Source organism: Mycobacterium sp. TKK-01-0059, assembly GCF_000709305.1.
Taxonomy (GTDB): Bacteria; Actinomycetota; Actinomycetes; order Mycobacteriales; family Mycobacteriaceae; genus Mycobacterium; species Mycobacterium intracellulare.
Genome location: NZ_KL446995.1, coordinates 23,839 through 50,351 on the forward strand (window position 1 = coordinate 23,839; position 26,513 = coordinate 50,351).

17 protein-coding genes and 2 pseudogenes are annotated in these 26,513 nt (G+C 65.5%); 17 read left to right on the plus strand and 2 right to left on the minus strand.

Features of this window, described 5'->3' with window-relative positions; all coding sequences use genetic code 11:
* The first annotated feature begins 4 nt into the window (after nucleotides 1-4).
* The 16 genes and pseudogenes from K883_RS22330 to K883_RS22405 all read left to right on the plus strand — a co-directional run bounded on the left by K883_RS22330 (nucleotide 5) and on the right by K883_RS22405 (nucleotide 15,815).
* Nucleotides 5-1,150: a PLP-dependent cysteine synthase family protein gene (locus K883_RS22330; RefSeq protein WP_014711815.1), complete on the plus strand. Its 1,146-nt coding sequence runs from the start codon at nucleotides 5-7 to the stop codon at nucleotides 1,148-1,150.
* Nucleotides 1,147-2,391: pseudogene (locus K883_RS22335) on the plus strand (MFS transporter); the annotation flags it as partial. The gene K883_RS22330 and the pseudogene K883_RS22335, both read left to right, overlap by 4 nt.
* A 657-nt stretch (nucleotides 2,392-3,048) precedes the next feature.
* Nucleotides 3,049-3,477, plus strand: coding sequence for a putative copper homeostasis (lipo)protein LpqS (locus tag K883_RS22340; RefSeq protein ID WP_014711817.1), 429 nt, complete (start codon nucleotides 3,049-3,051; stop codon nucleotides 3,475-3,477).
* 248 nt (nucleotides 3,478-3,725) lie between these two features.
* Nucleotides 3,726-4,025, plus strand: coding sequence for a PE family protein (locus K883_RS22345; protein WP_014711818.1), 300 nt, complete (start codon nucleotides 3,726-3,728; stop codon nucleotides 4,023-4,025).
* Between the two features lie 15 nt (nucleotides 4,026-4,040).
* Nucleotides 4,041-5,231 (plus strand): PPE family protein, encoded by a 1,191-nt coding sequence (locus K883_RS22350; protein ID WP_014711819.1) that lies wholly within the window; start codon nucleotides 4,041-4,043, stop codon nucleotides 5,229-5,231.
* Nucleotides 5,232-5,321: 90 nt separating this feature from the next.
* Nucleotides 5,322-5,618 carry a WXG100 family type VII secretion target gene (locus tag K883_RS22355; protein WP_014711820.1) on the plus strand — a complete coding sequence of 99 codons (297 nt, stop codon included), beginning with the start codon at nucleotides 5,322-5,324 and terminating at the stop codon, nucleotides 5,616-5,618.
* 11 nt (nucleotides 5,619-5,629) lie between these two features.
* Nucleotides 5,630-5,913 (plus strand): annotated as a pseudogene (locus K883_RS27245) (WXG100 family type VII secretion target).
* 290 nt (nucleotides 5,914-6,203) lie between these two features.
* A complete protein-coding gene (locus K883_RS22365) occupies nucleotides 6,204-6,548 on the plus strand; it encodes an NADH-quinone oxidoreductase subunit A (RefSeq protein WP_014711822.1) in 345 nt (114 codons plus the stop codon).
* A gap of 161 nt (nucleotides 6,549-6,709) precedes the next feature.
* Complete coding sequence (locus K883_RS22370; protein ID WP_050593740.1) at nucleotides 6,710-7,783, plus strand: hypothetical protein; 1,074 nt, start codon at nucleotides 6,710-6,712, stop codon at nucleotides 7,781-7,783.
* A complete protein-coding gene (locus K883_RS22375) occupies nucleotides 7,776-8,714 on the plus strand; it encodes an NADH-quinone oxidoreductase subunit H (RefSeq protein ID WP_014711825.1) in 939 nt (312 codons plus the stop codon). Before K883_RS22370 ends, K883_RS22375 begins: the two co-directional genes overlap by 8 nt.
* Nucleotides 8,715-8,717: 3 nt before the next feature.
* Complete coding sequence (locus K883_RS22380; protein WP_014711826.1) at nucleotides 8,718-9,281, plus strand: NADH-quinone oxidoreductase subunit J; 564 nt, start codon at nucleotides 8,718-8,720, stop codon at nucleotides 9,279-9,281.
* Nucleotides 9,278-9,580 carry an NADH-quinone oxidoreductase subunit NuoK gene (locus tag K883_RS22385; RefSeq protein ID WP_014711827.1) on the plus strand — a complete coding sequence of 101 codons (303 nt, stop codon included), beginning with the start codon at nucleotides 9,278-9,280 and terminating at the stop codon, nucleotides 9,578-9,580. Before K883_RS22380 ends, K883_RS22385 begins: the two co-directional genes overlap by 4 nt.
* Before the next feature lie 32 nt (nucleotides 9,581-9,612).
* Nucleotides 9,613-11,430 carry a proton-conducting transporter transmembrane domain-containing protein gene (locus K883_RS22390; protein WP_014711828.1) on the plus strand — a complete coding sequence of 606 codons (1,818 nt, stop codon included), beginning with the start codon at nucleotides 9,613-9,615 and terminating at the stop codon, nucleotides 11,428-11,430.
* A gap of 2 nt (nucleotides 11,431-11,432) precedes the next feature.
* Entirely contained in the window at nucleotides 11,433-12,923 is a 1,491-nt protein-coding gene (locus K883_RS22395) for a complex I subunit 4 family protein (RefSeq protein WP_014711829.1), read from the plus strand.
* An 18-nt stretch (nucleotides 12,924-12,941) separates the two neighbouring features.
* The gene (locus tag K883_RS22400) at nucleotides 12,942-14,345 is read left to right on the plus strand and encodes an NADH-quinone oxidoreductase subunit N (protein ID WP_014711830.1); all 1,404 of its coding nucleotides are present in this window, start codon (nucleotides 12,942-12,944) and stop codon (nucleotides 14,343-14,345) included.
* 93 nt (nucleotides 14,346-14,438) lie between these two features.
* Nucleotides 14,439-15,815 carry a SagB family peptide dehydrogenase gene (locus K883_RS22405; RefSeq protein ID WP_020822733.1) on the plus strand — a complete coding sequence of 459 codons (1,377 nt, stop codon included), beginning with the start codon at nucleotides 14,439-14,441 and terminating at the stop codon, nucleotides 15,813-15,815.
* Nucleotides 15,816-16,021: 206 nt separating this feature from the next.
* On the opposite strand, the gene K883_RS22410 is transcribed toward K883_RS22405, so the two are convergent.
* Together K883_RS22410 and K883_RS22415 are read right to left on the minus strand one after the other, a co-directional pair.
* A complete protein-coding gene (locus tag K883_RS22410; protein ID WP_014711832.1) occupies nucleotides 16,022-20,578 on the minus strand; it encodes a non-ribosomal peptide synthetase in 4,557 nt (1,518 codons plus the stop codon).
* Between the two features lie 19 nt (nucleotides 20,579-20,597).
* Nucleotides 20,598-25,628 carry a non-ribosomal peptide synthetase gene (locus K883_RS22415; RefSeq protein WP_014711833.1) on the minus strand — a complete coding sequence of 1,677 codons (5,031 nt, stop codon included), beginning with the start codon at nucleotides 25,626-25,628 and terminating at the stop codon, nucleotides 20,598-20,600.
* 259 nt (nucleotides 25,629-25,887) lie between these two features.
* Here K883_RS22415 and K883_RS22420 point away from each other — a divergent pair, with 259 nt between their 5' ends.
* Nucleotides 25,888-26,445, plus strand: coding sequence for a GNAT family N-acetyltransferase (locus tag K883_RS22420; protein ID WP_014711834.1), 558 nt, complete (start codon nucleotides 25,888-25,890; stop codon nucleotides 26,443-26,445).
* The last annotated feature ends 68 nt before the right edge of the window (nucleotides 26,446-26,513 follow it).

Here is a 26,513-nt window from a genome sequence, read left to right on the forward strand (position 1 = left end):
TCTCATGACCGATGTTTTGTCTTTCGATAACTATGTTCACCCGATCCCGGCGCTCAAAGTTGTTCAGCCACGTGAGTGCGCCCAGCCCGGCACCGACGCCTATCGGCGTCCCGGTGCGATGGTGGGCCATACCCCGGTGCTGCGCATTGAGGCGCCGTTCGCCCCGCCCGGACGCGGGTTTTGGGCCAAGCTGGAAGGGTTCAATCCCGGCGGCAGCATGAAAGACCGCCCGGCCCTGCACATGGTCGAAGCCGCCCGGGCCCGCGGCGAATTAGCTCCCGGGGCGCGCATCGTGGAATCCACCAGCGGTAGCCTGGGGTTGGGGCTGGCGTTGGCCGGCCAAGCCTACGGGCATCCGGTCACCGTGGTCACCGACACCGGCATGGAGCCGATCGTGCGTCACATGCTGGCCGCCTACGGCGCCCAGGTCGAGCTGGTCACCGAGCCGCACCCGGTGGGGGGCTGGCAACAGGCCCGTAAAGACCGGGTCGCCCAGCTGCTGGCCGCCGAGCCGGGGGCCTGGTGCCCCGACCAGTACAGCAACCCCGACAACATCACCGGCTACCGGTCGTTGGCGTTGGAGCTGCTCGATCAGCTTGGCGGGGTCGATGTGCTGGTCTGCTCGGTGGGCACCGGCGGACACTCCGCCGGCGTGGCGCGGGTGCTGCGCCAGTTCAACCCCGACATGAAACTGATCGGGGTCGACACCATCGGCTCGACCATTTTCGGTCAGCCGGTAGCCAGCCGGTTGATGCGCGGGCTGGGCTCGAGCATCTATCCGCGCAACATCGACTACGCCGCCTTTGACGAGGTGCACTGGGTGGCCCCGCAGGAGTCGGTGTGGGCGTGCCGCACTTTGGCGGCCAGCAACTTCGCCAGCGGCGGCTGGAGCGTGGGGGCCGTGGCGCTGGTCGCGGGCTGGGCCGCGCGCACCTTCCCGCAGGACACCCGCATCGCCGCGGTGTTTCCTGACGGGCCGCAACGCTACTTCGACACCATCTACAACGACGACTACTGCCACCAGCACCAGCTGTTGGACTGGCAACCCGTCGCCGAGCCCACCGTCATCACCGACCCCACCCAGCAGGTGGTGACCTCCTGGACTCGCACCAGCACCGTCGTCAGTCCCGCACTGATCGCAGCCGCATGAGGGATTTCCTCACCCGGTTTCGAGGCTTCGACCGGCCCAGCCAGGTCCTGATGCTCAACCAGTTCGGCATCAACATGGGTTTCTACATGCTGATGCCGTATCTGGCCGGGTACCTGGCCGGCCCGCTCGGGCTGGCGGCCTGGGCCGTCGGGCTGGTGCTAGGCGTGCGCAACTTCTCCCAGCAGGGCATGTTCATCGTGGGCGGCACCCTGGCCGACCGGCTGGGCTACAAGCCGTTGATCGTGGCCGGATGCGTGCTGCGCACCGGCGGATTCGCGCTGCTGGTGGTGGCTCACTCGTTGCCGGCTGTGCTGATCGCCGCGGCGGCCACCGGGTTCGCCGGCGCGTTGTTCAACCCGGCGGTACGCGCCTATCTGGCCGCTGACGCCGGAGATCGCCGGGTGGAGGCCTTCGCCATGTTCAACCTCTTCTATCAGGCCGGAATCCTGTTGGGTCCGCTGGTCGGACTGGTCCTGGTGGCCGTTGATTTTCAGGTCACGGCGGCGGCAGCGGCGGCCGTGTTCGCAGTGCTGACCGTGGCGCAGCTGTTGACGTTGCCGCAACGCGGTGTCGATTCGGCGCCGCAGCAGAAGTCATTCCTGCAGGACTGGCGGGTTGTCGCCGGCAATCGGCCGTTCCTGCTCTTCGCGGCGGCGATGATCGGCTCCTACGTATTGACCTTCCAGGTGTACCTGGCGCTGCCGCTGCAGGCGTCGATGCTGGCGCCGCGCTCTGAAACGGCTTTGGTTGCAGTACTTTTCGTTGTCTCGGGCCTGGTTGCAGTGATCGGACAGCTGCGCATCACCCGTTGGTTCACCAAACGCTGGGGACCCGGACGTAGCCTGGCGATCGGTGTGGCCATCCTGGCGGCCTCGTTTGTGCCGCTGACTGTCGTCCCCGACGGCCATCGGTTCGGGACACCGGCGGCGGTGGGGGCCCTGCTGGTGTCGGCGGCGCTGCTGGCCGTCGGTTCGGCCGCGGTCTTCCCGTTCGAGATGGACACCGTCGTCTCGCTGGCCGGAGGCCGGCTCGTGGCCACCCATTACGGGTTCTACAACACCATCGTCGGAGCCGGAATCCTCGTCGGCAACTTGGCTACCGGATCGATATTCGGTGCGGCCCAACGGCTGAGCGCCGGCGCACTGGTGTGGGGCGGGCTGGTTCTCATCGGCATCATCGCCGCAGTTGCCCTCTACCGTCTCGAACCCGCACGCGACCTGCAACCGGCTCATTCCGAGCTTGGCGGCGTCCAAGCGGCGGTACCGACGATAACCGGCCGGGGCCGACGCCGGCGATTTACACCGCCGCACGGCAAGGCATCTGTGTCCCCGTCTCCTGGTCATCCTTTCGGGCGCCGGCCCGCGATGACGACGACTCTGACCCCAAAGAGTCGCCGCAGAATGGCATCGGCACGCAACCAGGCGCAAGATTGCTCACGTTCGGTCGCGTCGATGACGTCACCTTGTGATTACCCATGTGACTCCGCAGGATCCACCGTTAAGCACCCGATCGGCGCGAAATCCCCATGCGATTAAGGGATTTGACGCGAACAGCTGCCAACGGCTCGGCCGCGCGCATCGCCTGCCGGGTGAGTCCTCATGTGTCCGGGCCGATAGATCGAAGCCGCGAGCTGGTGTTGTCGTGCGAGCGGGCCGGCGTACCGATTACCGCCTGGGTAGAGGAATGCCAGCTCGGCCGCCCGCTATACCTCCGGTGGGTAGGGGTATTCGGTATGGGGGTGCAATTGTGCGCGTCAGCCCCTGCGGCCCGACTGCTGATATCGACTTTACCTGCGGCATTAGGGCCGCGAGCAGGCACACTCCTGACCCGGGCACAATGTGGTATCGGCCGCCCTACGTATGGCATACCCCCCTATAGACAGGTACAGTTGAGACACTATGAGTCCCCGCGGCGCAGGCAGTTCGGTGCGGTTGCGCGCTGTCGTCGCGATCGCGGCTGCAGTGTGGCTGGTCCTCGGCGCCCTGGGGTGTGGGTTGGTGCATTTCGCGCCTCTCGCGTTTGACCCACCGCACGCCTTCGTGACATCGGCGGATGGCGGGTTTGGCACTGGCGGGCCCGGCATGCAGGCCGACCATGCTTCGCTTTACCGCGGCCTGGCCGCCAAATGCTCCAAGGTGTTCGGGGCTATGCCGGTGCCGGGGCCGGTTACCGCGCTGGTGGAACTCGGTCTCGCGGTCGCGGTGGTCGCCGTCGCAGGTTCGCGGGTCAAACTCGTCGTGCCGGTTGGGCGAGCCCCGCCCCGCGCAGCTGCCATTGCCTTCACCGGTCGAGACCTCTTGACGCGGTTCTGCATAGCTCGCCGATGATCAGCCGGCGGCAGGCCATCGTGTTGCGCCACGACGGCCGGTGAACGCTCGCCCACCGTCACCAATCTCTGCCGCCCCTTCCGCTCGGATGAATGCCGGGCCAATGAACACGTCAATCCTGCCTGACTCTGTCTAGCCGAGTTGGGCGACGCGGTTTCCGTCCCGCGGCGACCGCACCAGCGCCTTAACACACCGCAGCGGACGGGGTCAGCCCATGTCCGTAATCCCAAGTCTCCAAGGAGAAGTCCATGTTCTCACTCACCGTCGCCCCGCAAATGTTGACGGCGGCGACCGGTAACCGGCTGGGCATCGGCTCGGCGATGAGCGCCGAAAACACGCCCGCGGCCGCACCGACGACCGGGGTGGTTCCCGCCGCCGCCGATGAGGTGTCGGCGTTGACGGCGCTGCAGTTTGCCGCGCACGCTCAGATGTATCAGGCCGTCAGCGCCCAAGCTGCGGCGATCTACGAATTGGTCGCGAAAACCCTTGGTGTCAGCGCTGATTCGTATGCGGTCACCGAGGCCGCCAACGCGGTCGCGGCCGGCTAAGCATTCCGAGGTGAAATGATGGATTTCGCTGCTTTGCCACCCGAAATCAACTCGGCAAGGATCTATGCCGGTCCGGGGCCGGGCTCGATGCTGGCCGCAGCGTCGGCCTGGGAAGGACTCGCCGAGCAGCTATATTCGGAGGCCGCTTCGTATTCCTCGGTGGTTTCAGGGCTGACGAGCGGACCGTGGCTGGGTCCGGCGTCGGCGGCGATGACCGCCGCGAGCGCCCCCTTCGTGGCGTGGATGGACACCACTGCCGCCACGGCACAGCTGACGGCTTCGCAGGCCATGGCGGCCGCGGCCGCCTATGAGGCGGCCTTTGCGATGACGGTGCCGCCACCAGTCATCGCGGCCAACCGCAGCCTGTTGATGTCGCTGATCGCGACCAACATCCTCGGGCAAAACACGCCCGCGATCGCGGCCACCGAGGCACAGTACGCGGCGATGTGGGCCCAGGACGTCGCCGCGATGTATGGCTACGCGGCCGCCTCGGCGAGTGCGTCGCTCCTGACCCAGTTCATCCCGCCGCAGCCCGCCAGCAACCCGGCCGGCCTGGCCGGACAGGGAACCGCGGTCGGCCAAGCTGTCGGAAGCTCGGCCAGCACCGACGCGCAGGCGGTCCTGTCACAGGTGACCTCCACGGTGCCGACGGCTCTGCAGCAGCTCGCGTCGCCGCTGTCGTCCACATCCGAGTCGTCCACGGGGTCGCTGTCGTCGTTGAGTTCGTCGCTCAGTTCCATGAATCCGGCGTTGTCGATGACAAGTTCGGTTGGGTGGATATCGAGTTCGCTGCTCTCGAACGCGAATCAGATGAAGAATTTGATGCCGGCCGTCACCGCCGCCAGCACCGCAGCTTCGGGACCGGGATTGACGGGCGCGCTCGCGTCCAGCGCGCTGGGAGCACCCGGCTCAGCAGGACTCGGCGGGGCAGCCGTGTCGGCGGGCGTGGGCCGGGCGGCCACGGTCGGGGCGTTGTCGGTGCCCCAAGCCTGGGCTTCGGCGGCCCCGGCAATGAGTCCTGCCGCGACGGCGCTGCCCAGCACCAGCCTGGCCACTGCCCCAGGAGCCACAACGGGGGCTCCCGCAAGCATGCTCGGCGCGCCGATGGCAACGATGGCCGGGCGCGGCATAGGCAACGTCGGCGAAACCGACCTCCGGTTCATGCCCCGCCTGACAGTGGTACCGCCCTCGGCGACCGTCGGATAACAAAGGAGAGCACCAATTCGTTTTGGCAGGCGGCCATGACGCCGGCCACGTCGAGCAAAACTGATGATTTCCAGGTAAGGAGACACTCCAATGACTGCACGCTTGATGACCGATCCGAACGAGATGCGATCCATGGCAGGCCGTTTCGACGTGCACGCCCAAACCGTCGAAGATGAAGCCCGCAAGATGTGGGGGTCCTCGCTGAACATTGCCGGTGCCGGATGGAGCGGGACCGCTCAGGCCGCGTCCTACGACACCATGGGCCAAACGAACACTGCGTTCCGCAACATCGTCACCATGCTGCACGGGGTGCGCGACGGCCTGATCCGCGACGCCAACAACTACGAACAGCAAGAGCAAGCCTCACAGCAGATGCTAGGCAGTTAGGAGAACCGACGATGAGCATCAACTACCAATTCGGCGACGTCGACGCCCATGGCGCGCTGATCCGCGCCCAGGCCGCTTTCCTGGAGGCCGAGCATCAGGCCATCATCCGTGATGTGCTTGCCGCCGGGGACTTTTGGGGCGGTGCGGGTTCGGTGGCCTGCCAAGAGTTCATCACCCAGTTGGGCCGCAACTTCCAGGTCATCTACGAGCAAGCCAACGCCCATGGGCAAAAGTCCAAACTGCCGGGGCCAACATGGCCTCCACCGACAGCGCCGTTGGGTCCAGCTGGGCCTAACATCCACCCAGAGGCGCCAGCCGCACCTCGATCGAAAGAGCAAAGAGCCTGCACGACGCTGGGCCAGCCGAAATCAACTAGCCTGCAAGATGATTGGCGCTGCACAACCATTGCGAGTCAACTCCCAGACTGCTTCAGGTCGCCGGCGGCGGCGCGGCGGCCCGGACCCAGCAGGGCGGCGATCGGTTTCGGGGCGTCGTGGAGGCGTGGTAGGCCATAATCCGGGTGCACTGCGCATGTGGGGACGTGGACAAGACCCTGTGGCCTGCACGGGTGAAAGGAGTGCAGCGATGTATGCCGGTGTGGCCTCGACGCTGCTGGTATCCCTAGCGGGCGTCGCCGGCGCGTATGGGATGCACCGGCTCACGGCGGTGTGGGCGGCCGCGTTGACGTCGCTTCCCTTCCAGTCGGGGTGGCGGCCCGAGGAGCACGCGCTGTCCCGGTATCACGTGCGCTGGTATCCAGCGACACTGGTCTTTCTCGCTTTCGACGTCGAGATGCTGTTCATGTACCCATGGGCCATGGTCGTCGCACAGATGGGCACCACCGCGATCGTCGAGATGTTCCTATTTTTGGCCGCGTTGTTCGTCGCGGTCGCGTGGGCGTGGCGGGAGGGCGCACTGCGATGGGTATGACCGCCGCCTTAACCCGAGCTGCTGTCCGCCGGGTCCACGTCCTGACCGTCGAGGTCCCAGGCGATTGGGTTCTGCGCGCAGCGGTGGAGCGCTGTGTCGCTGCTCGGGGCTGGTGTGCAGCGGTGTCCCCGGCGGACGCCGATGCACTAGCGGTATGCGGCATGCCCGGGTCCGAGTTGGGCGAAGTCGTCGAAAGGATCTGGGACCAACTGCCCGGCCCCCGTGTCCGCATCGACATTACTGACAAGGAGTCGATCGATTCTGCGCTGGACCGCGCAGGCGCGGAGCTGCTCGATTGCGGGCGACAACGAGACGACGCCCGTGATCGCGCACAATCGCCCCGCCCGGACCACAGTGGCCACCACGGCGGAACAGCCCATGGCGGCACGGATCACCGCGGCATGAACCACGGCGCAATGGACCACAATGGCCACCACGGCATGGACCACAGCGCGATGGAGCACGGCGACATGGACCACCACAACATGGACCACGGCGCGATGGACCATAGTGGCCACCACGGCATGGACCACGGCGGCATGGAGATGGCACCCGCCGGCATTGCTCTGGCCGAAGGCGGAGAGGACCGCGATGGCCTCGAGATGGATGTCCTGCACTTGCGTCTCGGCCCGGTCCTCCCGCACTGGCCGGCGGGGTTGGTATTGCGGTGCTCATTGCAGGGAGACGTCCTCGCCGAGGCCGAGGCATGGATCGTCGATAACGACCATGAAAGCCGATATAAGGCCCCGCCGGAACGCACCGAATTGGTGGTGGCTGCCCGACAGTGCGACCACGTCGTCGATCTGCTGGAGTTGTCGGGGTGGCCGCGGGCGGCGGCCATAGCGCGGCAGGCGAGGGACCTGTTGCTGGGCGACTCTGACGTTGACCGAGCGCGGGAGCTGCTCGACGGCCTGCACAAGATGCTCGGCAAGTCCAGGTTGCTGCGCTGGTCGTTACGCGACCTCGCGCCGCTGACATCTGAAAGTCTCGACCGTCATGAGCTGCCCGCGGCACTTGCCGGCGATACCTACGACCGGCTACTCACCCGAGTCGGTCTAGCGCGCACTCTGTTGCGAGAACCCTTAAATTCCAGTCTATTTGAACTTGACTCGACAAAGATAAGCGATGTGCTACCGGCCCTGGTGCGCGGCCTGGACATGGCCACTGCCCGCCTGGTAGTCGCCAGTCTCGGCATCGACACCGCGCGCGCAAACGAGAGCATCCCTCATGGGTGACCCGACGGTTACGTCGGTGCCAGGCGTCTGGGCGCTCGGCGCCGCCGGGTTGCTCGGAGCACTCGGCCTCTATGCCGCCTCCCTCGATGGTGTGCTGACCGACCGCGGCAACGGTGTCCGCACGGGCGGAGCGGCCACACCGCTGTGGGAGGCGGCGCGGCTGATGCGGCAGCGTCGGCGCACCATCGTCGCGGCGGACGCGATGCTGTGGCGGGTCGGCGCCACGGGTCTGATCGTCGCCGCCATGTTGATGGTGACCGTGGTGCCGCTGGGCCGATGGACGCTGTTCGATCTCGATGTCGGCGTCGTGTGGTTCAACGCGATGGACGTGATGGTGTGGGCGCTGGTGTGGCTCGCCGGTTGGGGTCCGAATTCGGCGCATTCGCTGATCGGCGGCTACCGATTCCTGGCCCACGGCCTGGGCTATGAGCTCCCGCTCATGTTCGCGCTGGTCGCTCCGGCCATTGCAGCCCAAAGCCTGCGTGTCGGCGCGGTCGCCGCGGCTCAGCAGCAATTGTGGTTCGCGGTATGGATGCCAATCGCGTTTGTCGTCTATTGTCTTGGGGTAGCGGCCTTTTCGGTATGGGGCCCGTTCACGCCGGCGCTTGGCGCCGACGTCGCCGGCGGCGTGACCACGGAACTCTCCGGTGTGGACCGGCTAGTGTTCCACGCCGGGCGATACGCGCTGCTGGTCGCCGGTGCCGCGTTCGCCGTGCCGATGTTCCTCGGCGGCGGCGACGGACCGTTGCTACCGGCTTGGTTGTGGGTGTTGCTCAAAACCGTTGTACTGCTGACGGTTTTGGTATGGCTGCGTAGACGGGTTCCCGTCTTTCGGCCGGAGAAGTTCATGGAGTTCGGCTGGGTGGTCCTGCTGCCGGCCGTCCTGTTGCAAGACCTGGTCGTGGCCATAATCGCTACTTGGAGGAGCTGATACATGATCGTCGACGTGGTCTTCTGGATCTGCGCGGCGATCGCCGTGCTCGCCGGTGCGGCCGTCTTCCGGGTGACCTCGATGGCGCGCGCCACGTATGCGCTGGCGGTGTCGTTCGTCGCCGTGGGTGTCGCGGTGCTGCTGCTGGCGCAGAACTACATCGGCGTGGTGACGATCTTGATGATGGTGATGGAGATGGCGGTGATGGCCGTCTATATGGTCATGTTCATGGGCATGAACCCGGCGCTGATGCCGATGAGCATGGTGCACGACAAGCGCCGGGCCCTCACCGCGGCCGTGGGCACCTTCGTTCTGCTGGCGACCGGGATCCTGCTGGTCGACTGGCCATCGCGGCGCGGTGCACCACCACGCGATGTCACCGTGGCGCTCGGGGAGGAGTTGATGGGACCGAAGATGCTCGCGATGGCCGTTATCAGCCCAATCATGGTGGCCACCATTGTGGCCGCGATTGTGTTGGCGGCCAAGCGGAGCCGTTACGACCGGTTCGGCGATGACTTGAAACAACGTCCCGCCCGCGACCCGCAGCCGGGAGGTGTCGGGAGATGACCCTCGACACGGTGCTGCTGGTAGCGGCCGCGTTGTTCAGCATCGGACTCTACGGTGCGCTCTCCCAACAGGTCGTGGTGATGGTGATGATGGGTCTCGAGTTGATGATCAACGCGATCATCCTTGCCGCCGCGGGCTTTTGGTGGTTCCTCGCGCCGGCGCCCACCGGCCAGGTTTTGCTGCTGGTGATCATCGCGGCGATGACCGTGGAGATGGCGATGGGCTTCGCCGTCGCGACGCTGCTACACCGCGACCACCGGGCCGACATGACCGATATGGCCGCCGAGCTGTCCGGCTGACCGTGGCAGGGGGCACACCAGCGCAGCTTTGGTTGTGGTTGCTGATCCTCGCGCCGGCCGTGGCCGGCGCGACGTTACTGCTGGGCCGCCGGTTCGAGCGGTACGCCGCGGCGATCTCGGTGACCGCGGCGGCAGTCATGCTGGTGTCGTCGATCGTCGTGGGCTTTGCCCGCCCGGAACTGGCCGTGGCGTTCATGGCCGGCACGGAATTCGCGTTACGGATAGATGCGCTGGCCGCGGTGGTAGTTCCGATGGTGGCGGCGGTGACGCTGCTGGTGTTGGTATTCGCCGCCGGGGACATTCGGGAAGCGCCGGGCCGGTTCCACGGGTTGATGCTGTTATTCGCCTCGGCTGTCGCCGTAACCGCGTCGGCAACGACGTTGCCGACGCTGCTGTTGGCGTGGGAGGTGATGGGGGCGGCGTCGTACGCGCTGATCGGGTTCAGGTGGCGCGACGAGTACCGAATGTCGGCCGGGCTCACCGCCTTCCTGACCACCCGCACCGCCGACCTCGGCCTCTACCTGGCCGCGGCGGCTGCGCTGGCCGGTGGCGCGGGGCTTGCGCTGGCCGACCTGCCCGACGCGAGCGGCGGCTGGCGGCACGTCATCGCGTTCGGGGTGCTGCTCGCGGCGCTCGGCAAGGCCGCGCAGCTGCCGTTCTCGTTCTGGCTGTCCCGGGCCATGGAGGGTCCCAGCGCGGTCAGCGCGCTACTGCACTCGGCCGCGATGGTCGCCATGGGCGCATATCTGCTGCTGCGGACGCAGCCGCTGCTCGCGGCCACCGGGTGGGCCGCGCCGGCCGCGGCATGGATAGGTGGGGGAACTGCGCTGCTGTTGGGCGCGGTCGCGGTGGCGCAGCGTGATCTCAAACAGCTGCTGGCGGCCTCGACCGCAGCGCAGCTCGGATTCGTGGTGATGGCCGCGGGTGTGGGCGCCGTCGGCGGCGGCGCCGCGCAGCTGATCGCCCACGCCTTCACCAAGGCCGGATTGTTCCTTGCGGCCGGCGCCTGGTTGTCGGTACTGGGCACCAAGCAGCTCGACGACCTTTGGGGGGTCGCGCGACGGTGGCGGCTCCTGGGCTGGTCGGCCACCGTCGGCGCCCTGGCTCTGGCCGGCGTTGCGCCGCTGTCGCTATGGGCGACCAAAGACACGGTGCTGACCGCAGCCCTGCACTACTCCCCCGCCCTCTACGCCGTGGGATTGGCCGCGTCGGCTCTCTCGGCGGCCTATGCCGGAAAGGTCCTAACCGTGCTGTGGCGCACCAAAGCTGCCGACAGCAGCCCCGGCGTCACGCGAGACGCTCTCGGCCCCAACGCCTTCCAGCAGGCCCCTATCGTCGTCCTCGCGGTCGGCGCCGCAGCGGCGGTAGTGTTGGCGTTGCCGCCGGCCGGCTCGGCTCTTACCCGGGCGCTGCGCGGCACCGCGAGCCCACCCGCGACGGCGCTCGAGCTGCTAGGCTCGGCAGCGCTAGCGGTCATCGTCGTCGCGGCGGTGGCGCGCTGGTGGGTACCCGAGCCCCGGTGGGCAGGCGGCTGGCTCGGCCTGGAGCAGGTCGCTCATCTCCTCGTCGTCCGGCCCACATTCGGCCTCGCACGCATCCTGGCGCGATTCGACGACCGGGTGCTCGACCGGGCCGTGGAGGCAACCGCCATCCACTCGCTACGGGCAGCGCACCGTTTGGCGCACACGGACATTCGCGCGGTCGACGGTGCGGTGGAAGCGGTCGCGGGTTGGATGCGCCGGCTCGGTGAATTGGCGCGCCGACCGCAAACCGGCCAGCTGCACCAGTACTACCTCGCGGCTGTGGTGGTGCTGGCATTCGGTGTCGTGGTCCTGGTCGTAGCGAGGTGAGCGTGCTCAGTGTGATCGTTTTCCTGCCGCTAGCGGCGGCCCTGGTGTTGCTGGCGCTGCCGCGGCTTGGCGGTGCTGCGGCAAACTGGATTTGGGTTGCGGTCACAGCCGCCGATGTGGCGCTGACTGCGGTGGTGTGGGCGCTCTATCGGACGCCCCGGCCGGGTGCATTGGCGTTCGAGGAGAAGGCCCGATGGATACCCGGGGTCAACAGCAGCTACCACCTAGGGGTCGACGGGCTATCGCTGCCGCTGGTCGTCATGACGGCGGTGATCTTTCTGGCCTGTGCCCTCTACAGCCTGCGCGGCCGCGACCGGCCTAAACCGCTGGCCGCGCTGTTTTTGTTCCTGCAGACGGTGAGCCTGGGTCTGTTCGTGTCCGCCGACCTGATTCTGTTCTTTGTTTTCTTCGATTTATCCATCGTGGCAATGTATTTCGTGATCGCGGGCTGGGGCCATGGCGACGCCGGCCGGTCGGCGCTGAAGTTTTTCCTCTACACCTTCCTGGGTTCGCTGGCGCTGCTCGTCGGTTTCATCGGCCTGTATATCGCGGCCCAGCCGCACACGTTCGACATGGTGACCCTGGCCGCCAGCACACCTCTGGGCGGCAGCCCCGTCGCCGGCGGCTTGGTTCTCGCGGCGATCCTGCTGGGACTGGCAGTCAAGACTCCCACCGTCCCGTTCCATACCTGGCTGCCGCCGGCGCACACCGATGCCCCCGCGGTCGGCTCGGCGGTGCTCGCCGGGGTGCTGCTGAAGATGGGCGCCTACGGGTTCGTGCGGATAGCAATGCCGATGCTGCCGCAGGCCTGGCGCGCGTGGGCGTGGGTGATCATCGTCGTCGGCGTGGTGTCGGTGCTCTACGGCGCGCTGGTGGCGTTGGCCCAAAACGACTTCAAGCGGATGGTCGCCTACACGTCGGTCAACCATATGGGCTACATCGTGCTCGCGGTCGGTGCGGCCGGGCTGATCGCGGGTGACACCGCCCAGGCTCGCGGGGTTGCGGTCACGGGCGCCGTCACCCAGATGGTCAGCCACGGTTTGATCACCGGTGCGCTGTTTTTGATCGCCGGCGTGTTTTACGAGCGCGCTGGGACATACGACATGAACACCTTCGGAGGGCTCGCCGGGCCGGCCCCGAAACTGGCTTGGCTCTTTGCCGTCGGCGCATTCGCCTCCCTGGGCTTGCCGGGCTTCTCCGGCTTCATCGCCGAATTCCAGATCTTCACCGGCAGTATCGCCGCCGCACCGATCACCGCCGTCGCGCTGCCCGGCATTCTGGTCACCGCGGCGCTGTTTCTGCTCGCGCTGCAGCGCATCTTCACGGGCGAGACGCGCGGACACTCGGTGGGATTTGCCGACCTCCGTTATTCCGAAACGTGTTCTGTCGGAATGCTTCTCGCCTTATCCGTCGCCATAGGCGTGTTTCCGCGGCCGTTGCTCGATCTGATCGAACCGGCCGCTCACGCGCTCGTCGGGCTGGTCGGGCGGTAGCCGGACGTGGAGACGGGGATGCGGCCGCTGCTGATGCTGCCCGAGATGCTGGTGTTCGGCGGCGGGCTCGTGGTGCTGATCAGCGGATCGTTCCTGGCCCGGCGCCGGCAGTGGTGGGCCCGGGGAGTCGCCGCCGCCGCGCTGTGCGGTGCCATCGCCGTCGCGGTGGTCGGGATGGCCGGTCCGGATCGGACCGCTTTTGACGGCACCTTCGCCGCCGACACCGCCACGGGCGTGGCGCGGATCGTGGTCATGGTCGGGACGCTGTTGGTGCTCGCGGTGGCCGCCGGTGAAATCGCCGGCTCGGTCCGCGAAAGCGAAACGTACGCACTGCTGCTGTTTTGCACCGCCGGAGTTATGGTCCTGGCCGGAGCCGACGATCTGCTCGTGCTGATAACCGGATATCTGCTGGCCGGCATTCCGCTCTATGGGCTGATCGGGCTGGTGCGCTCCGCGAAGGGCGCCGAGGCGACGATGAAGGCCTACCTGATCGGCGCATTATTCGGGATCGTCCTGATGCTCGGCGTGACCGTGCTCTACGGGGCTTCCGGCACCACCCGCTACGGCGACCTGGCGGCCGGTCTTGGCAGCGCACCAGGTGGTGCCATCGCCGCAGGACTGCTCGGTGTCGTCGCGGGCCTGATGTTCGAAGCCGGCGGCGTGCCCGCGCACTTCTGGATTCCGGATGCGGCAGAAGGCGCGAACGGCACCGCCGCCATGTTCTTGACCACCGTGCCGAAGGTCGGGGCGCTGCTCGCGCTCTACCGCCTGGTCGACGTGCTGCCCGGAAAGACGGCCTGGCCGTTACTGGTCGCGGTGATCGCCGTCGCCAGCATGACGCTGGGCAACCTCGCCGCCTACTGGCAGCACGACCCCCGACGACTACTGGGCTGGTCGACGATCAGCCAGGTCGGCTACCTGCTCGTTCCGATCGCCGTGGCGGGCCGCAGCGACCTCGCGCTCCCGTCGTTGCTCTTCTATCTCGCCGGCTACACGCTCACCAACAGCGCGGCATTCGCTGTGAGCACAGCGCTGCCGGCCCGGCGCCACCTCGACTCCTACCGGGGTCTGGCTTACGTTCGGCCCTGGCTGGCCGGTGCGCTGGTGGTCGCGCTGCTCGGCCTGGTCGGAACTCCGCCGACGGCGGTCTTCATCGGCAAGCTCACCACGGCGACGGCGGCGTGGGACGGTAGCCAGGCATGGCTCGCCGTGGTTGTCTTCGTCAACTCCGTGGTTAGTCTCTTCTACTATCTGCGCTGGATCATCCCGTCATTCCAGCGGCCCGCCGAAGGCATGAGAGACAGCGTCGTCACGGCGGAGAAATGGTCCGCACGGACCGCGATAGTGGCGGCGGGCCTTAGTCTGGGGCTCGGAATCGCAGCCGGTGCCGTCTGGGAAATGCTCCCCAGATCGCTGATGTAGCCCGCGGAACTGCTGGCCCGCATGAACTGTGCCTCGCTTACGCTGAGGGAGTCGACATGGTGGATCAAATAGGGAAGCGGAAGGGTTAGCGGATTGCCCGACGTCACATACCCCGGCCAAACGAGATTCGCGTTCCGTTCCGGTGTCACCTGCTTGGTCACGCCCGCTGGAGCGGTGCTGCTGAATCCTCCGCGCAGCGAGAAGCTGACCCAATTGACCCCTGGCCAGCTACAGGCACTCAAAACGCTGAATCTCGGGCCGGCAACGCTGTCGGAGATACTCACGCCGACGAACGAAAGCGGTGTCGGCACGCTGATTGATCAGCTCGCCACGAGCGGTTGGCTGACGGTCACGGTCCGCGACGAAAAGAACGATTTTTACTCCATCCTGCCGTTCGGGCGGCCCGCGACACGGCCGGCGCCGATGTCGCCGCGTTCCTTCGCGCTATCGAAATTTGCTGTACTGCACCGAGACTCAGAGGGCTTCGTCCTTGAGCATCCGCTGGCATGGTGTGATGTGCGCATCCACGACTCACGCCTGCTTGTCCTACTCGACGGGCCCGCAGCAGACGCCTCAGGCATGCCGAGCGCCGTCACCTCGCGGTTCATCGAGGATCTGCACTGGTGTGGCATCCTCACCCACCTCGGCGACGAAGACGGCAGGTTCGATGCTCTCAGCTGGAGCGCACCGGATCTGTGGTTTCACCGCCGCAGCACGCTGGGTCAACGCACCGTCACCTGGGAGCGTTTCGGCCCGACCAAGTGGGCGAAGGGTCGATTCCCGCAGCCGCCCGCGCGCAGGACAAATTATCCGGGTGAGCCTATTGCCCTTCAGGTTCCCGATCTGGCGGCCATACGAATGCAGGACCCGACTTTGACGGCCGTCCTCGAAGACCGAGTTTCCACAAGGACATTCGATGACGCCCGCCCGATTACTGTTGGGCAGTTGGCCGAACTGCTCTACCGCACAGCGCGAACGCGGAGAACCGAACTCGTCGCCGACGGCGAGGAACTCGTGTCACGCCCGTACCCTTCTGGTGGCAGTCTGTATGAGCTGGAGCTCTACCCTGTGGTGCGCAATGTCGCCGGACTCGCGCCGGGAATGTACCACTACGACTCGTTCGACCATGTGCTACGCCCTGTCGCTGGACCAGATTCGAAGGCCGTGTCCCAGCTGTTGAAACCGGCCGCAGCAACTCTCACCGGAGGTGCCGAGCCGCAAGTGCTCGTCGTCATGGCTGCACGTTGCGGTCGCATCATGTGGACCTACGAGCAGATCGCCTATGCCGCCATCCTCAAAGATGTCGGCGTCCTCATGCAGACGATCTACCTGGCCGCGACCGCGATGGGCCTCGGCGCGTGCGCGCAAGGCTTCGGTGATACCGCCGCTTTCGTCGCGGCCACCGGTGTCGATGAACTACAGGAGTGCAGCGTCGGCAGTATCATCGTCGGGTCGCCCGCCCCGAACTAGCCCTCGGCGAGAATCTGCTCGTTGGTCAATGCTGCGACGTCGAGGCAGTGGGGTGCAATGACGGCCAGAGCGCGCGAGTCGGGGCAGCCGGCATTGAATCGTCGCCGAGCCCAAAGAAATTGGCGTGCACGCCAACCGTCGGTGCGATGCGGTGCGGTGCGGTGCGGTCGCTGACCGGGACGGTGGGTAGTTCGGGCGCCAGCTTTCTATGCGGGGCTTTTAGTCAATCCGGCTGCGAGCGCGGCTATGCCGCGCTGCCAGAATTGCGTCAGTCGTTCGATATCGGAGTGCCCGAACAGGGCATCGCTCCAGAGCCAGTTAGCCGTCAGTTGCGGACCCTCCGGTGTTCCCCGTATCGCCACGGCGAGGTACAGCGCAAAACGCAGTGGCAGATCTGGCTCAGGGTCGACGGGCAATGCGTCGACTTGGTCGCCGGCAATTAAGGACCAGGGCTGATCCGTTCCACCGGCGAGGTCGAGGCGGCCCAAGTAGCTGAACATGATCTGAGGTTCGACAGAATCCTGCAGTTCTGGAACGTGGTCCACATAACGAAGCAGTCCATAGTCCAGACCTTCATTCGGGACCATCCTCAAATGGTCAGCCACGGAATCTAATAGCGCTCGGGCCGCTGCCGGATCACATTCTGCCTGCTCGGCGTCGACACCTGATGCACCCACTCCGAGCCGTACCGGGTAGGCAGTCGTAAACCAACCGACCGTGTTGGTGGTGTCGGTCCCCAAAATAGCGTCCGCGCGCCCATGGCTCTCCATCGTGACGAGCGTGCCTGCCGCAAAGTTTTGTTCACGAGTACGCCGCCAACTCGCGACGGCCATCGTGAGCGCGGCCAGCAAGAATTCGTCCATGCCCTCATCTCTGGTGAGCGCTGTGAGCACGCGCTCAGTGACGTCGATCGGTGTGAGTGCCCGTGTGACCCGCAGAGTCGACCACGTGTCACGCGTCGGATCAGGGTGCCGCCTACCCAGCGCAGGATCGGGCCCGTGAACCTGCGCTGTCCAGTAACCGCGCTGGCTTTGCACTTCGGCCGTAGCGGCCCGCTGCCACATCAGCTCCGACCAGCGGCGGTAAGAAGTGAACTCGGGCATCGTTTTCGGCGTTGCACCCGATGTCACCGAGCGCCACGCCTCCGCGAGATCCCCGAGCATGATGTGCCAGGAAACCACGTCGACCGCCAGGTGATGCGCGGTGATCAGCAGCATCTCGCCTTGCCCGGCGCTGGACAACCAAACGGCGCGCACCATGGCACCTGAGTGGGGATCGATCTCGTCGGTGACCTTACGCGCCGAATGTGTCAAGACCGCATTGAATTCCGCGGCGGACGATTTCGGTAGCTCAACACGCGTGAGCACGTCAGCGGCACGGACCACGCCGGGTTCGCGGGTAACCAGGCGTGGCCCCTCAGCGGTCTCGATCAGAATCGATCGCAGAGTGTCGTGCCCGTCGAGTAACAGTTGCAGCATCGTCTCGATTGATAGACAGTCGATTTCAGACGGCAATCGCAGTAACACGGTATGGGTGAATCGGCGGTAGTTTCCGTACTCGTAGAGCCAGGACACCATCGGCAGCGGCGGGATCTCACCGTATTCGATGTTTTCGACGGCCGCATCGGATTCCGGCGCCGCATCGACAGCAGCAGCGAGTTGGCGAATTGTCGGAGCGCTGAACACCATCCGTGGACTCAATGTGAGACCGCGCCGCCGTGCCTTATGGACCACCGAGATCGCCACAATGCTGTCTAACCCAAGTGAGAAGAAGTCATCGTCGATGTGCGGCACTACGCCGTTAAATTGTTCTTCGAATATTTTGCACAGTGATCGTTCGGTGTCGGTGGACGCCGATGCCGCCCCGCCTTCAGTGACACGCAAGAGCGCATCCTCGGCAAGCCGGTCCAATGCACCACCATCCAGCTTGCCGTTCGCGTTCACCGGCAGCTGAGGCATCGCCACGATTCGGGCGGGAACCATGTAAGGCGGCAGCCGTTCAGCGAGCGCGGCACGCAACCGCACCAGGTCGGCAGCCATATCCTCCTGCCACACAACAAAACCCACGAGGCTTGTGCCACTGTCGCGACGCAGAACGGTAACCGCGGCATCGTGTATCTGTGGCTGGCCACGCAGGGCCGCCTCGATCTCGCCGATCTCCACGCGGTAGCCACGTATCTTGACCTGGCAGTCGCAGCGTCCCACATAGGAGTATCCGCCGTGCGGCAGGCGACGTACCAGGTCACCGGTGCGGTACATGCGTTGACCGGGACGCAGCGGGTCCGCCACGAAGCGAGCCGCGGTCATCGCAGACCTGCCGACATAGCCACGGGCCAGCTGCGCCCCGGACAGATAGAGCTCGCCCACCACACCGTCCGGCACCATCCGCAACGCCGAATCTAGGACGTAACCGACGGTTCCAGCGTTTGCGGTGCCGATCGTCGGCTTTTGATATTCCGTGACCGGTGCCACCACCGCTTCGACCGTCGTTTCGGTGGGGCCATAGCAGTTGTAGACGGCCGTTTTAGAAGTTGGCGACGGAGCGCGCAATTGCTCCCACAGCGCGGTATCGATTGCTTCACCGCCGAGGGCCAGCACCGAAAGAGAGTGGTCCAAAAGTCCCGCGGCACGCAGTTGGAGAAACATCGACGGGGTGGTGTCGATCATGTCGATCTGGTTGGCGGCCATCCCTTTCACGAGCCGATCTGCGTCGCGCATCTCCTCGGCGTCGAACAGGTGGATTGCATGCCCGTCGAGCAGGCCGACCATGGGCTGCCACGAGGCGTCAAAGCTCAGGGACCAGGCGTGGGCGATCCGCAGCGGGCGGCCCAGGCGCGCCGAAGCCGCCCGGTAGACACGGTCGCGGTGGTCAGCGAAATAGCTGAGTAAAGCCGCATTGGTGCCGATGACGCCCTTGGGTTCACCGGTCGAGCCCGAGGTGAAGATGACATACGCGCTGTGCTCGAGGTGACGGCGAACCGCCGGCGTGGCGGCTGCGCGTTGCGAGATGCGCTCGGCGGCAGCGCGATCGTCGATAACCACTGTGGCGACCCGGCCGCTTACCAACTCCGTGTAGCCGGCTTCGGCGATGGCAAGTACCGGATTTGCTTGCCGCAAAATAGATTCGATACGCGCGTTCGGCAACGTGATATCGACCGGCAGATAGGCGCCACCGGCGGCGAGCACCGCCAGGATGGCGACGATGGATCGGGTCGAGCGCGGCAGCACCAGCGCAACGACTTTTTCCGGTCCTATGCCCTGCTCCGCCAACTCCCCCGCGAGCCGGCAAGCGTGCGCGTGTAGTTCGGCATAGGTATAGCACTCACCACCGCCGGTAGTCAGGGCGACGGCATGCGGTGTGTCGTGGACCTGCCGCTCGAACGTCTCCCACACCGAAGTGCTCTCCGAAGTGGGCAGCGGCCGCGTCGCAAGTCCTTCGAACTCGGCGCGCTCCGCCGTGGTGAGAATATCCAGTGCATCGGGCGTGTCGTCGCCAATATCGGGGAGTTGACGCAGCACGGCGAGCAAGCGCTCGCCGATCTGGGAGGGCCGAAGATGCGAAAGTGCCTCGGGAATCGCCTCGACCAGTACCAACAGCGCGTCGTCTCGCATGTGCGAGACCACAGTCAACGGGTAGTGCGTGAGACTCTCCATCTCTGCCGGACTGAACCGGGCTCCGTCTGGTGTGATCACCGTCCGGATAGCGTCCTCGATCGGTGCGTTCTCGAAGACGAATAGCGAATCAAAGAGGGTTCCCCGGCCATGCTCACGCTGGATTTCCGACAGGCTGAGATAACCGATGTCGCGCATCGCCGATGACTCGCGCTGCAACCGGGCGCATTGCTCCACCACCGAGTCGGCGGTGCTCACCTGGTGCACCACCGGCACGGCGTTGATGAACAGTCCGACCATGGTTTCCACGCCGGGCAGGTTTTCCGGCCGGCCGGACACGATGGTGCCGAAAACGACATCGCGACGGTCGGTGAGCCTGCTGAGCACAACCGCCCACGCGAATAGCACCGCGGTGTTGAGGGTAAGACCGTTGCGACCCGCCCACTGTCGCAGCCGCACCGTATCGGCCGCAGGCAACAGCAATTCGGTCTTTTCCGGCACGCCCTCGCCCGCGGCGACGGTCCCGTCTGCCACCATGAGCGGGCCGGACACACCCTGCAGATACGTCATCCACTGGGCGGCCGCGGCCGCCCTGTCCTGCTGGGCGAGCCAGACGATGTAGTCACGGTACGGGCGCGCGGTCGGTAGCCCGTCGGTCGATCCTCCCGCCCGATACACGGTGAGCATCTCGGTGAAGAACACGGCGAGGGACCAGCCATCGACCAGAATATGGTGGGCGGTGAAAATCATCCGGCGCCTGGTCTCGCCGGGAGTGCCAAGCAGCACAACCCGCAATGCCGGTCCACGACTCAGATCGAACGGGCGGCGCCGCTCCGATCGTGCGATGGCATCGAATTCCGTTGGCGGTGCGAACCGTTCGGACCAGGGCAGCTCGGCCTGCGTGGGCACGATCTGCACGGGCTTCGGTACATCACGATCCCAGAAGGCGGCGCGCAGATTCGGGTGTCGGACCAGCATGGCTTGAGCGCTGCGGCGGAGCAGCTCGAGATCGACTGGTCCGTCGACATCGACGACGAACTGCATGCTGTAAAGGTCGATACTGTCCTGCGCCAATCGGTATAACGCAAACAGCCCTTCCTGCAAAGGGCTGAGAGCGAGCACGTCCTCGATCTGCGGCGGAGCTGTGGTCACAAATACCTCACGGGTGCCGTCACGACTGGTTGAGCCAGGATGCGTTGAGTTGCGCCAACGCATCGGGGGTCAGGCCCGACGCGCTCATCGGCGTATATTCCTGCTTCGGCGGCGAATCCGCCTCGGCCGCCGGCTCACCCGCTGCCGCGTCGACCGCCGCGGCCAGCTCGCCGATGGTCATGTACTCGAACACCATTCCCGGCGTGAAGGCCAGTCCCTGCGCGGTGGCCTGCGCCGACCATTTAATGGAGATGATGCTGTCACCGCCGAGCGCGAAGAAGTTGTCGTCGCGATCGAGACCGGTGACGTCGAGCAATTCCTCCAGCAAGGTGATGAGGATCCGCTCGGTTTCCACCGAGCCTGCGGTGGCCGGTTTCGATGGCGCAGCGATGGGCGGGGCCGGCGGGGCGAAAAGTTTCTCCAAATCATCCGTGGGAAGCAACTCCACGCTGGACACTGGACGGTCCGGCGCCGTCGCGAACGCATCGAGTGCTGCGTTCAGAGCGGCGGCGATAAGGGCAACCGTCGCAGGTTCGTAGAGATCGGCATTGGCGACGACGCGCACGTCGAGTTCACCGCCCGGCGTCACGCTCATGCCCACGTCCAGATCCAGTAGTGAGACCTCGAAGTCCATCGGAAGCGGTACGACCGTGGTGCCGCCGGTCTCGGTGAGAGGGCGCGGTATCAGCGCCCAGTCCTCTCCGCGAAAGTGGATCATGTTCTGAAACAGCGGGTTTCGGGACCGCGAGCGCGGTGGGTTGAGAGCCTCAACCAGACGTTCGATGGGCAGCTCTTGGTGTGCGAATGCGTCGAGCACCGTGTGGCGGCTACGGGTGAGCATGGTGCGCAGGCTTGGATCACCGGACAGATCGTCGCGCAGCACCACCACGTTGGCGAACAAGCCGATCAGATTAGCCGTGATCGGTTCGACACGGGACGCGACCGGACTGCCGAGCGGAATGTCCGTCCCTCCGCCGAGCTTGTGCAGCACTACCGCCAGGGCGGCCTGGTAAACCATGAACTCGCTGGCGACATTTTGCTCGGCAAGCTGTGTCAAGGACGCCCGGCGGGTGGCGGGCACGGTGAAAGTCACCACCTCCCCACGCTTTCCGAGCGCCGGCGGGCGGGAATAATCGTGGGCAACCGAGACCTCGTCGGGCAACCCAGCGAGGGCGTCACGCCAATACGCCAGCTCAGCCTGTCCCCATAGGGAAGCGAATGCATCTCGTTGCCACAGTGCGTAGTCCACGAACTGGATCGGCGATGTGGTCCACTGCGGCGCCTGCCCTTGGTGCCGCGCGCGGTAGGCGGTGACGAGGTCGTCAAAGAAGATCCCCAGAGAGGCGTGATCGCTGACGATGTGGTGAACGACCACCAATAGCACATGCGTATCCGTGCCCAGCGCCAACAGGGTGACCGTAATCAACGGCCCCGACTCGGGCGTAAACACGTGCCGGCGCAGCTGCGCCACCGCGTCATCGAAGCCGTCCGGGGTGACCTTCCGGACTTTTAGTTCCAACTGCAAGCTCGGGTGCACGATTTGATACGGAACGCCTTCGTGCTCATCGAAGTTCGTGCGCAGGGCCTCGTGGCGCTTAACGACGTCGTTGACCGCCTCGGTGAGGGCGACGATGTCCAGGGGACCGTCGAACCGAAGCGCAAAGGGCATGTTAAAGCCGTCCCCCGCCCCTTCCATCCGATACTGGAACCACGCGGCGAGCTGCGAGTAGGACAACGGGAGCCGCTCCGGGCGAACAGATTCGACGAGTTCTGGGCGGCTCGATTGCGACGCCGTCGTTGCGTCGTCGAAAGTGTCCTCGGCGTCCATCGCGTCAAGGTCGATATCGAACTCGGCACGGAACTGCTCGACCAGCGCAGCCGCCAATCCGGCCGGGGTGGGCGTATCGAACACGGCGCGAACGGTCAGCTCTATGCCGAATTCGGCACGGATCTGCGCGACCAGCCGAGCCGCCAGCAGGGAATGGCCACCCAGCCCGAAGAATGAGTCGTCAGCACCCACACGCTCCCAGCCGAACAGCTCGGCGAAAATCGAGCACATCCGGCGCTCGGTCTCGGTCGCCGGCTCACGGTAGCGGCGCACGGCGATAGGCGTAGGTGCGGGCAGTGCCCGTTTGTCCAGTTTGCCGCTCACAGTCAGCGGGATCTCATGGATAACCGCAAATGCGCTGGGCACCATGTATTCAGGCAGCGCCGAGGCGGCATGTGCGCGTATCTCATCGAGATCTGAGTCGGCGGAGAGGTGCTCATCAGCCGCTGGCACCAGGTACGCGGCCAGCATGGGCCCAGCCTCGGTGTCTTCCACGGATACGAGGCAGTGCCGCACCGCTGGATGCGCTGTGATCACGGACTCGACCTCACCGAGCTCGATGCGGAAGCCACGAATCTTGACCTGCTCGTCGGCTCGGCCGACGAATTCCAGGTCGCCAGAGATGTTGCGGCGGACCAGGTCTCCGGATCGATACAGCCTCATGCCGGGATTGAAAGGGTCGGCGATGAATCGCTGCGCGGTCAGCCCGGGACGACCGAGATACCCACGCGCCAACTGAATGCCACCGAGGTACAGCTCACCGACGACCTCCGCGGGCACCGGTTGCAACTGCTCGTCGAGCACATAGGCGTAGACGTTGCGGTTCGGCACGCCGATCGGCACCACACGCGCGCCCTGCGACCCCGCGACCCGCTTGTGTGTCGAGCACACGACGGCCTCGGTCGGGCCATAGTGATTGCGTAGCTCCGCGTCGAAGTAGCTGGCGAATTTGTCGGCCACCTCAGTGGGAAGCGCTTCTCCGCCCACCGGCACATGACGCAACTGCCGCCATTGGCTGGCCTGCGGCAGCATCAGCAGGGTGCTCAGCATGGAGGGCACCATGTGCAGCACGGTGACGCCGCGGCGATTGATCAGCTCGGCAACGTAATCGATGTCCCCGAAGGCCTCGGGCCTGGGCACGATCAGCTGTGCGCCAAGCGACAACGGGATGAAGATGTCTGCCAGTGAAGCATCGAAGCTCACCGACGACGATTGCAGCCACCGGTCTTCTCCGGTCACGCTCCACTCGGCAATGAAACCATCCACGTGCTCGGCGATCGCGCGGTGCGAGACAGCCACGCCCTTGGGCCGCCCGGTGGAACCGGACGTGTAGATGACGTAAGCCAAGTGGTCGGGACGCAACGGACGTAGCCGGTCGGCATCGGTGAGCACGGCGTCCGACAACTGTGCGGCGGCATCTTCGGCGGGGTCGAGTTCCCGCCGCCCGATAACCGTCTGGGGTCGGGCATCCGTGACGAGGTATTGGATGCGGTCGTCGGGATAGGCGGGGTCGATCGGCAGGTAGGCCGCACCGGCTTTCAGCACGGCGAGCAGCGCGACGATGAACTCTATCGACGTGGTCATGCGCAGCCCGATGACGTCCTCCGCACCGAAGCCTCGTCCGATAAGCCAGCGCGCCAAACGATTCGCGCGAGCATGCAGGTCGGCATAGGTCACTTCACCCGCGTCGGAAACGAGCGCGACCGCGTCGGGAGCGACGGCCGCGGCTGTTTCAAGCATCGCGACCATCGTGGTGGCCGGCGTGGCGACAACTTCCCCGTGCGACTGCGCCAGGACGGCTTCCCGCTCGCCGGCGCCGAGCAAGTCCAATTTGGTGAGGCGACGTTCGGGTTCGGCCAGGGCGTTGTTCAACAGCTGCAGATAATGGGTCAGCATCTGATCAACGAGTGCCGAGCTCAACACGTCGGTCTGGTGCTCGAGCTCGACCGATACTCCCTTTGGGTCGAGCACAACCGTCAAGGCCAACGGAAGCTGGGCGGCTACCGCGCCCAATTCGAGTTGTCCTACCGTGACACCGTCCAGTATCAATCCACTTGCGCTGTTGCGCATGCTGAAACCCAAGCGGACCAGCTGGTCCATGCCATCGTGCCCTATAGCCCGTTCCGGGTTGGCTTCGCGCACCACTCGATCGATGCCGACGGACTGATGGGCGAACCCGGCAAAACAGGTTTCGCGTACCGAGTCGACGAACGAGGTGAACGTGTCGTGCGGTCGAGCCACGATCCGCAGCAATAGCGTGTTGCCGAAGTACCCGATCGCCCCCTCGGCCGGGCCGCCGCGTCCGGTGACCGGCACGGAGATCAGAAAATCTGCTGCGCCGGTATAGCGGCGCAGCAGCACGCCAAAGGCCGCCAACAACACCATAAACGGTGAAGCGGAACGGTTTCGGGCAAAATCCTCGACCCTGCCGAACATGTCGTCGGGAAGGGCGCGAGTTCGACGTTCGGCCTGCCTGGACGGCTGCGCAGCACCCACACCGGGAAGCTCCAGCGGTTCCGGTGCCGGCCGCAAAGTGTCCGTCCAGTAGCCGATGTCGGCACTGGTGGGTTCCGCCTCGTTCCCAAGCACCGCGACCGAAACGAATTGCGGCGCGTGGCCGTTCAGTTGATGACCGTTATAGGCAGCGCTCAGCTCACCGAAGAAAACAGCCCAGGAGTCGTCATCCCAACAAATGTGGTGGACGACCAGGATCAGCACGAATTCGTCCGCGCCGGAGCGGATCAGGGTTGTCCGCAACGGACGATCCTCGGTGAGGTCAAATGGCCGGCCGAACTCATCTCGCGCCAACGCCTGGATCTGGCGCTCGCGCTCGGCCTCTGAGAGATGGGTCAAATCAACTGTTCGCCAACCGATCTCAACGTCATCGGAAAATACTTGATAAGGTTCACCCTCGCTATCCACCGCGTAGGTGGTACGCAAAACGGCGTGCCGGGCAACGACCTCATTGAGGGCTGCGTGTAAGCGCGCCTCTTCCAGAGCGCCCGTCAGCCGGTAGGCGACGCAGATGTTGAGCGTAACGTCGCTTGGGTCCATGGCCTGTAGAAACCACATCCGGCGCTGGCCGGGCGACAGCCGATAACGTTCTCCCGGACAGATCCGCACCAGTTCGACCGACTCCCGCGCCGCCAGACCGCGTTCGGCGATGCGCAAACGTAACAGTTCCAGGCGACGTTGCTCCAAAGTCTTGACGTCGTCGGCCATGGCTCGCCTCACTCCCGTTATTCAGTTCGCCGGATCGATCAGAGCATGGGACGTCCTACATCCCAGATCCGGAACCCGAACGACACGACACGCATCCACGATCCCTTCGTCGCCGGCACCGTACCGCGACTGCGGGCTTATGTTAGCCTTCGCTAAGTTACAGGGCTCGTGCGCCTGCCGCGGCGACGAGATCGGATTGCCCATTGCCCTATGTGCTCGTCGCGCACCACATGGGCCCGTTCGGTCGGGAGGTACACGGGTGCAGATGCTAGATCTGCAGCAATGCCGCGCCGCGGTTGATCATGAGGTGTTCGCGGGCGAATTCTCGCTGCGCCGGCTGGACCCCGACGGCGACCTCGACCTGATGCATTGCTGGATGAACGACCCCGAGGTGGCGCGATTCTGGAGGAAGCCGTGGTCCCGCGTCCGGATTGCGTCCTATCTGCAACAACAGCACTCCAGCGCGCACTCGGTTCCATACCTGGGTCTGTTGGATAGCTTTCCGATGAGTTATTGGGAGCTCTACCGCGCCGACCTTGATCCGCTGGCCGAGTACTACCCCGCCCGCGAGCACGACGCAGGCGTGCACATGCTGCTGGGTCCACCCGAGTGTCGCGGACGGCGGCTGGCGGTGGACCTGCTACGCACGGTCTCGTCATGGCAACTGGATGCGGATCCGCAAGCCGCCCGGGTGGTCGCCGAACCCGACGTTGACAATGTGCGGGTGCTCCGGGTGCTCGACCACGCGGGGTTTCAGCGCATCACGGAGCTCGACCTGCCGAACAAGCGCGCCGCCCTCATGATCCGTGACCGATAGGGCCGACCAGCGCCGCCCCGAACCCGGACGACGGGCCGGTGCCATCTCCCGAAGGCGAGGAGCTTATG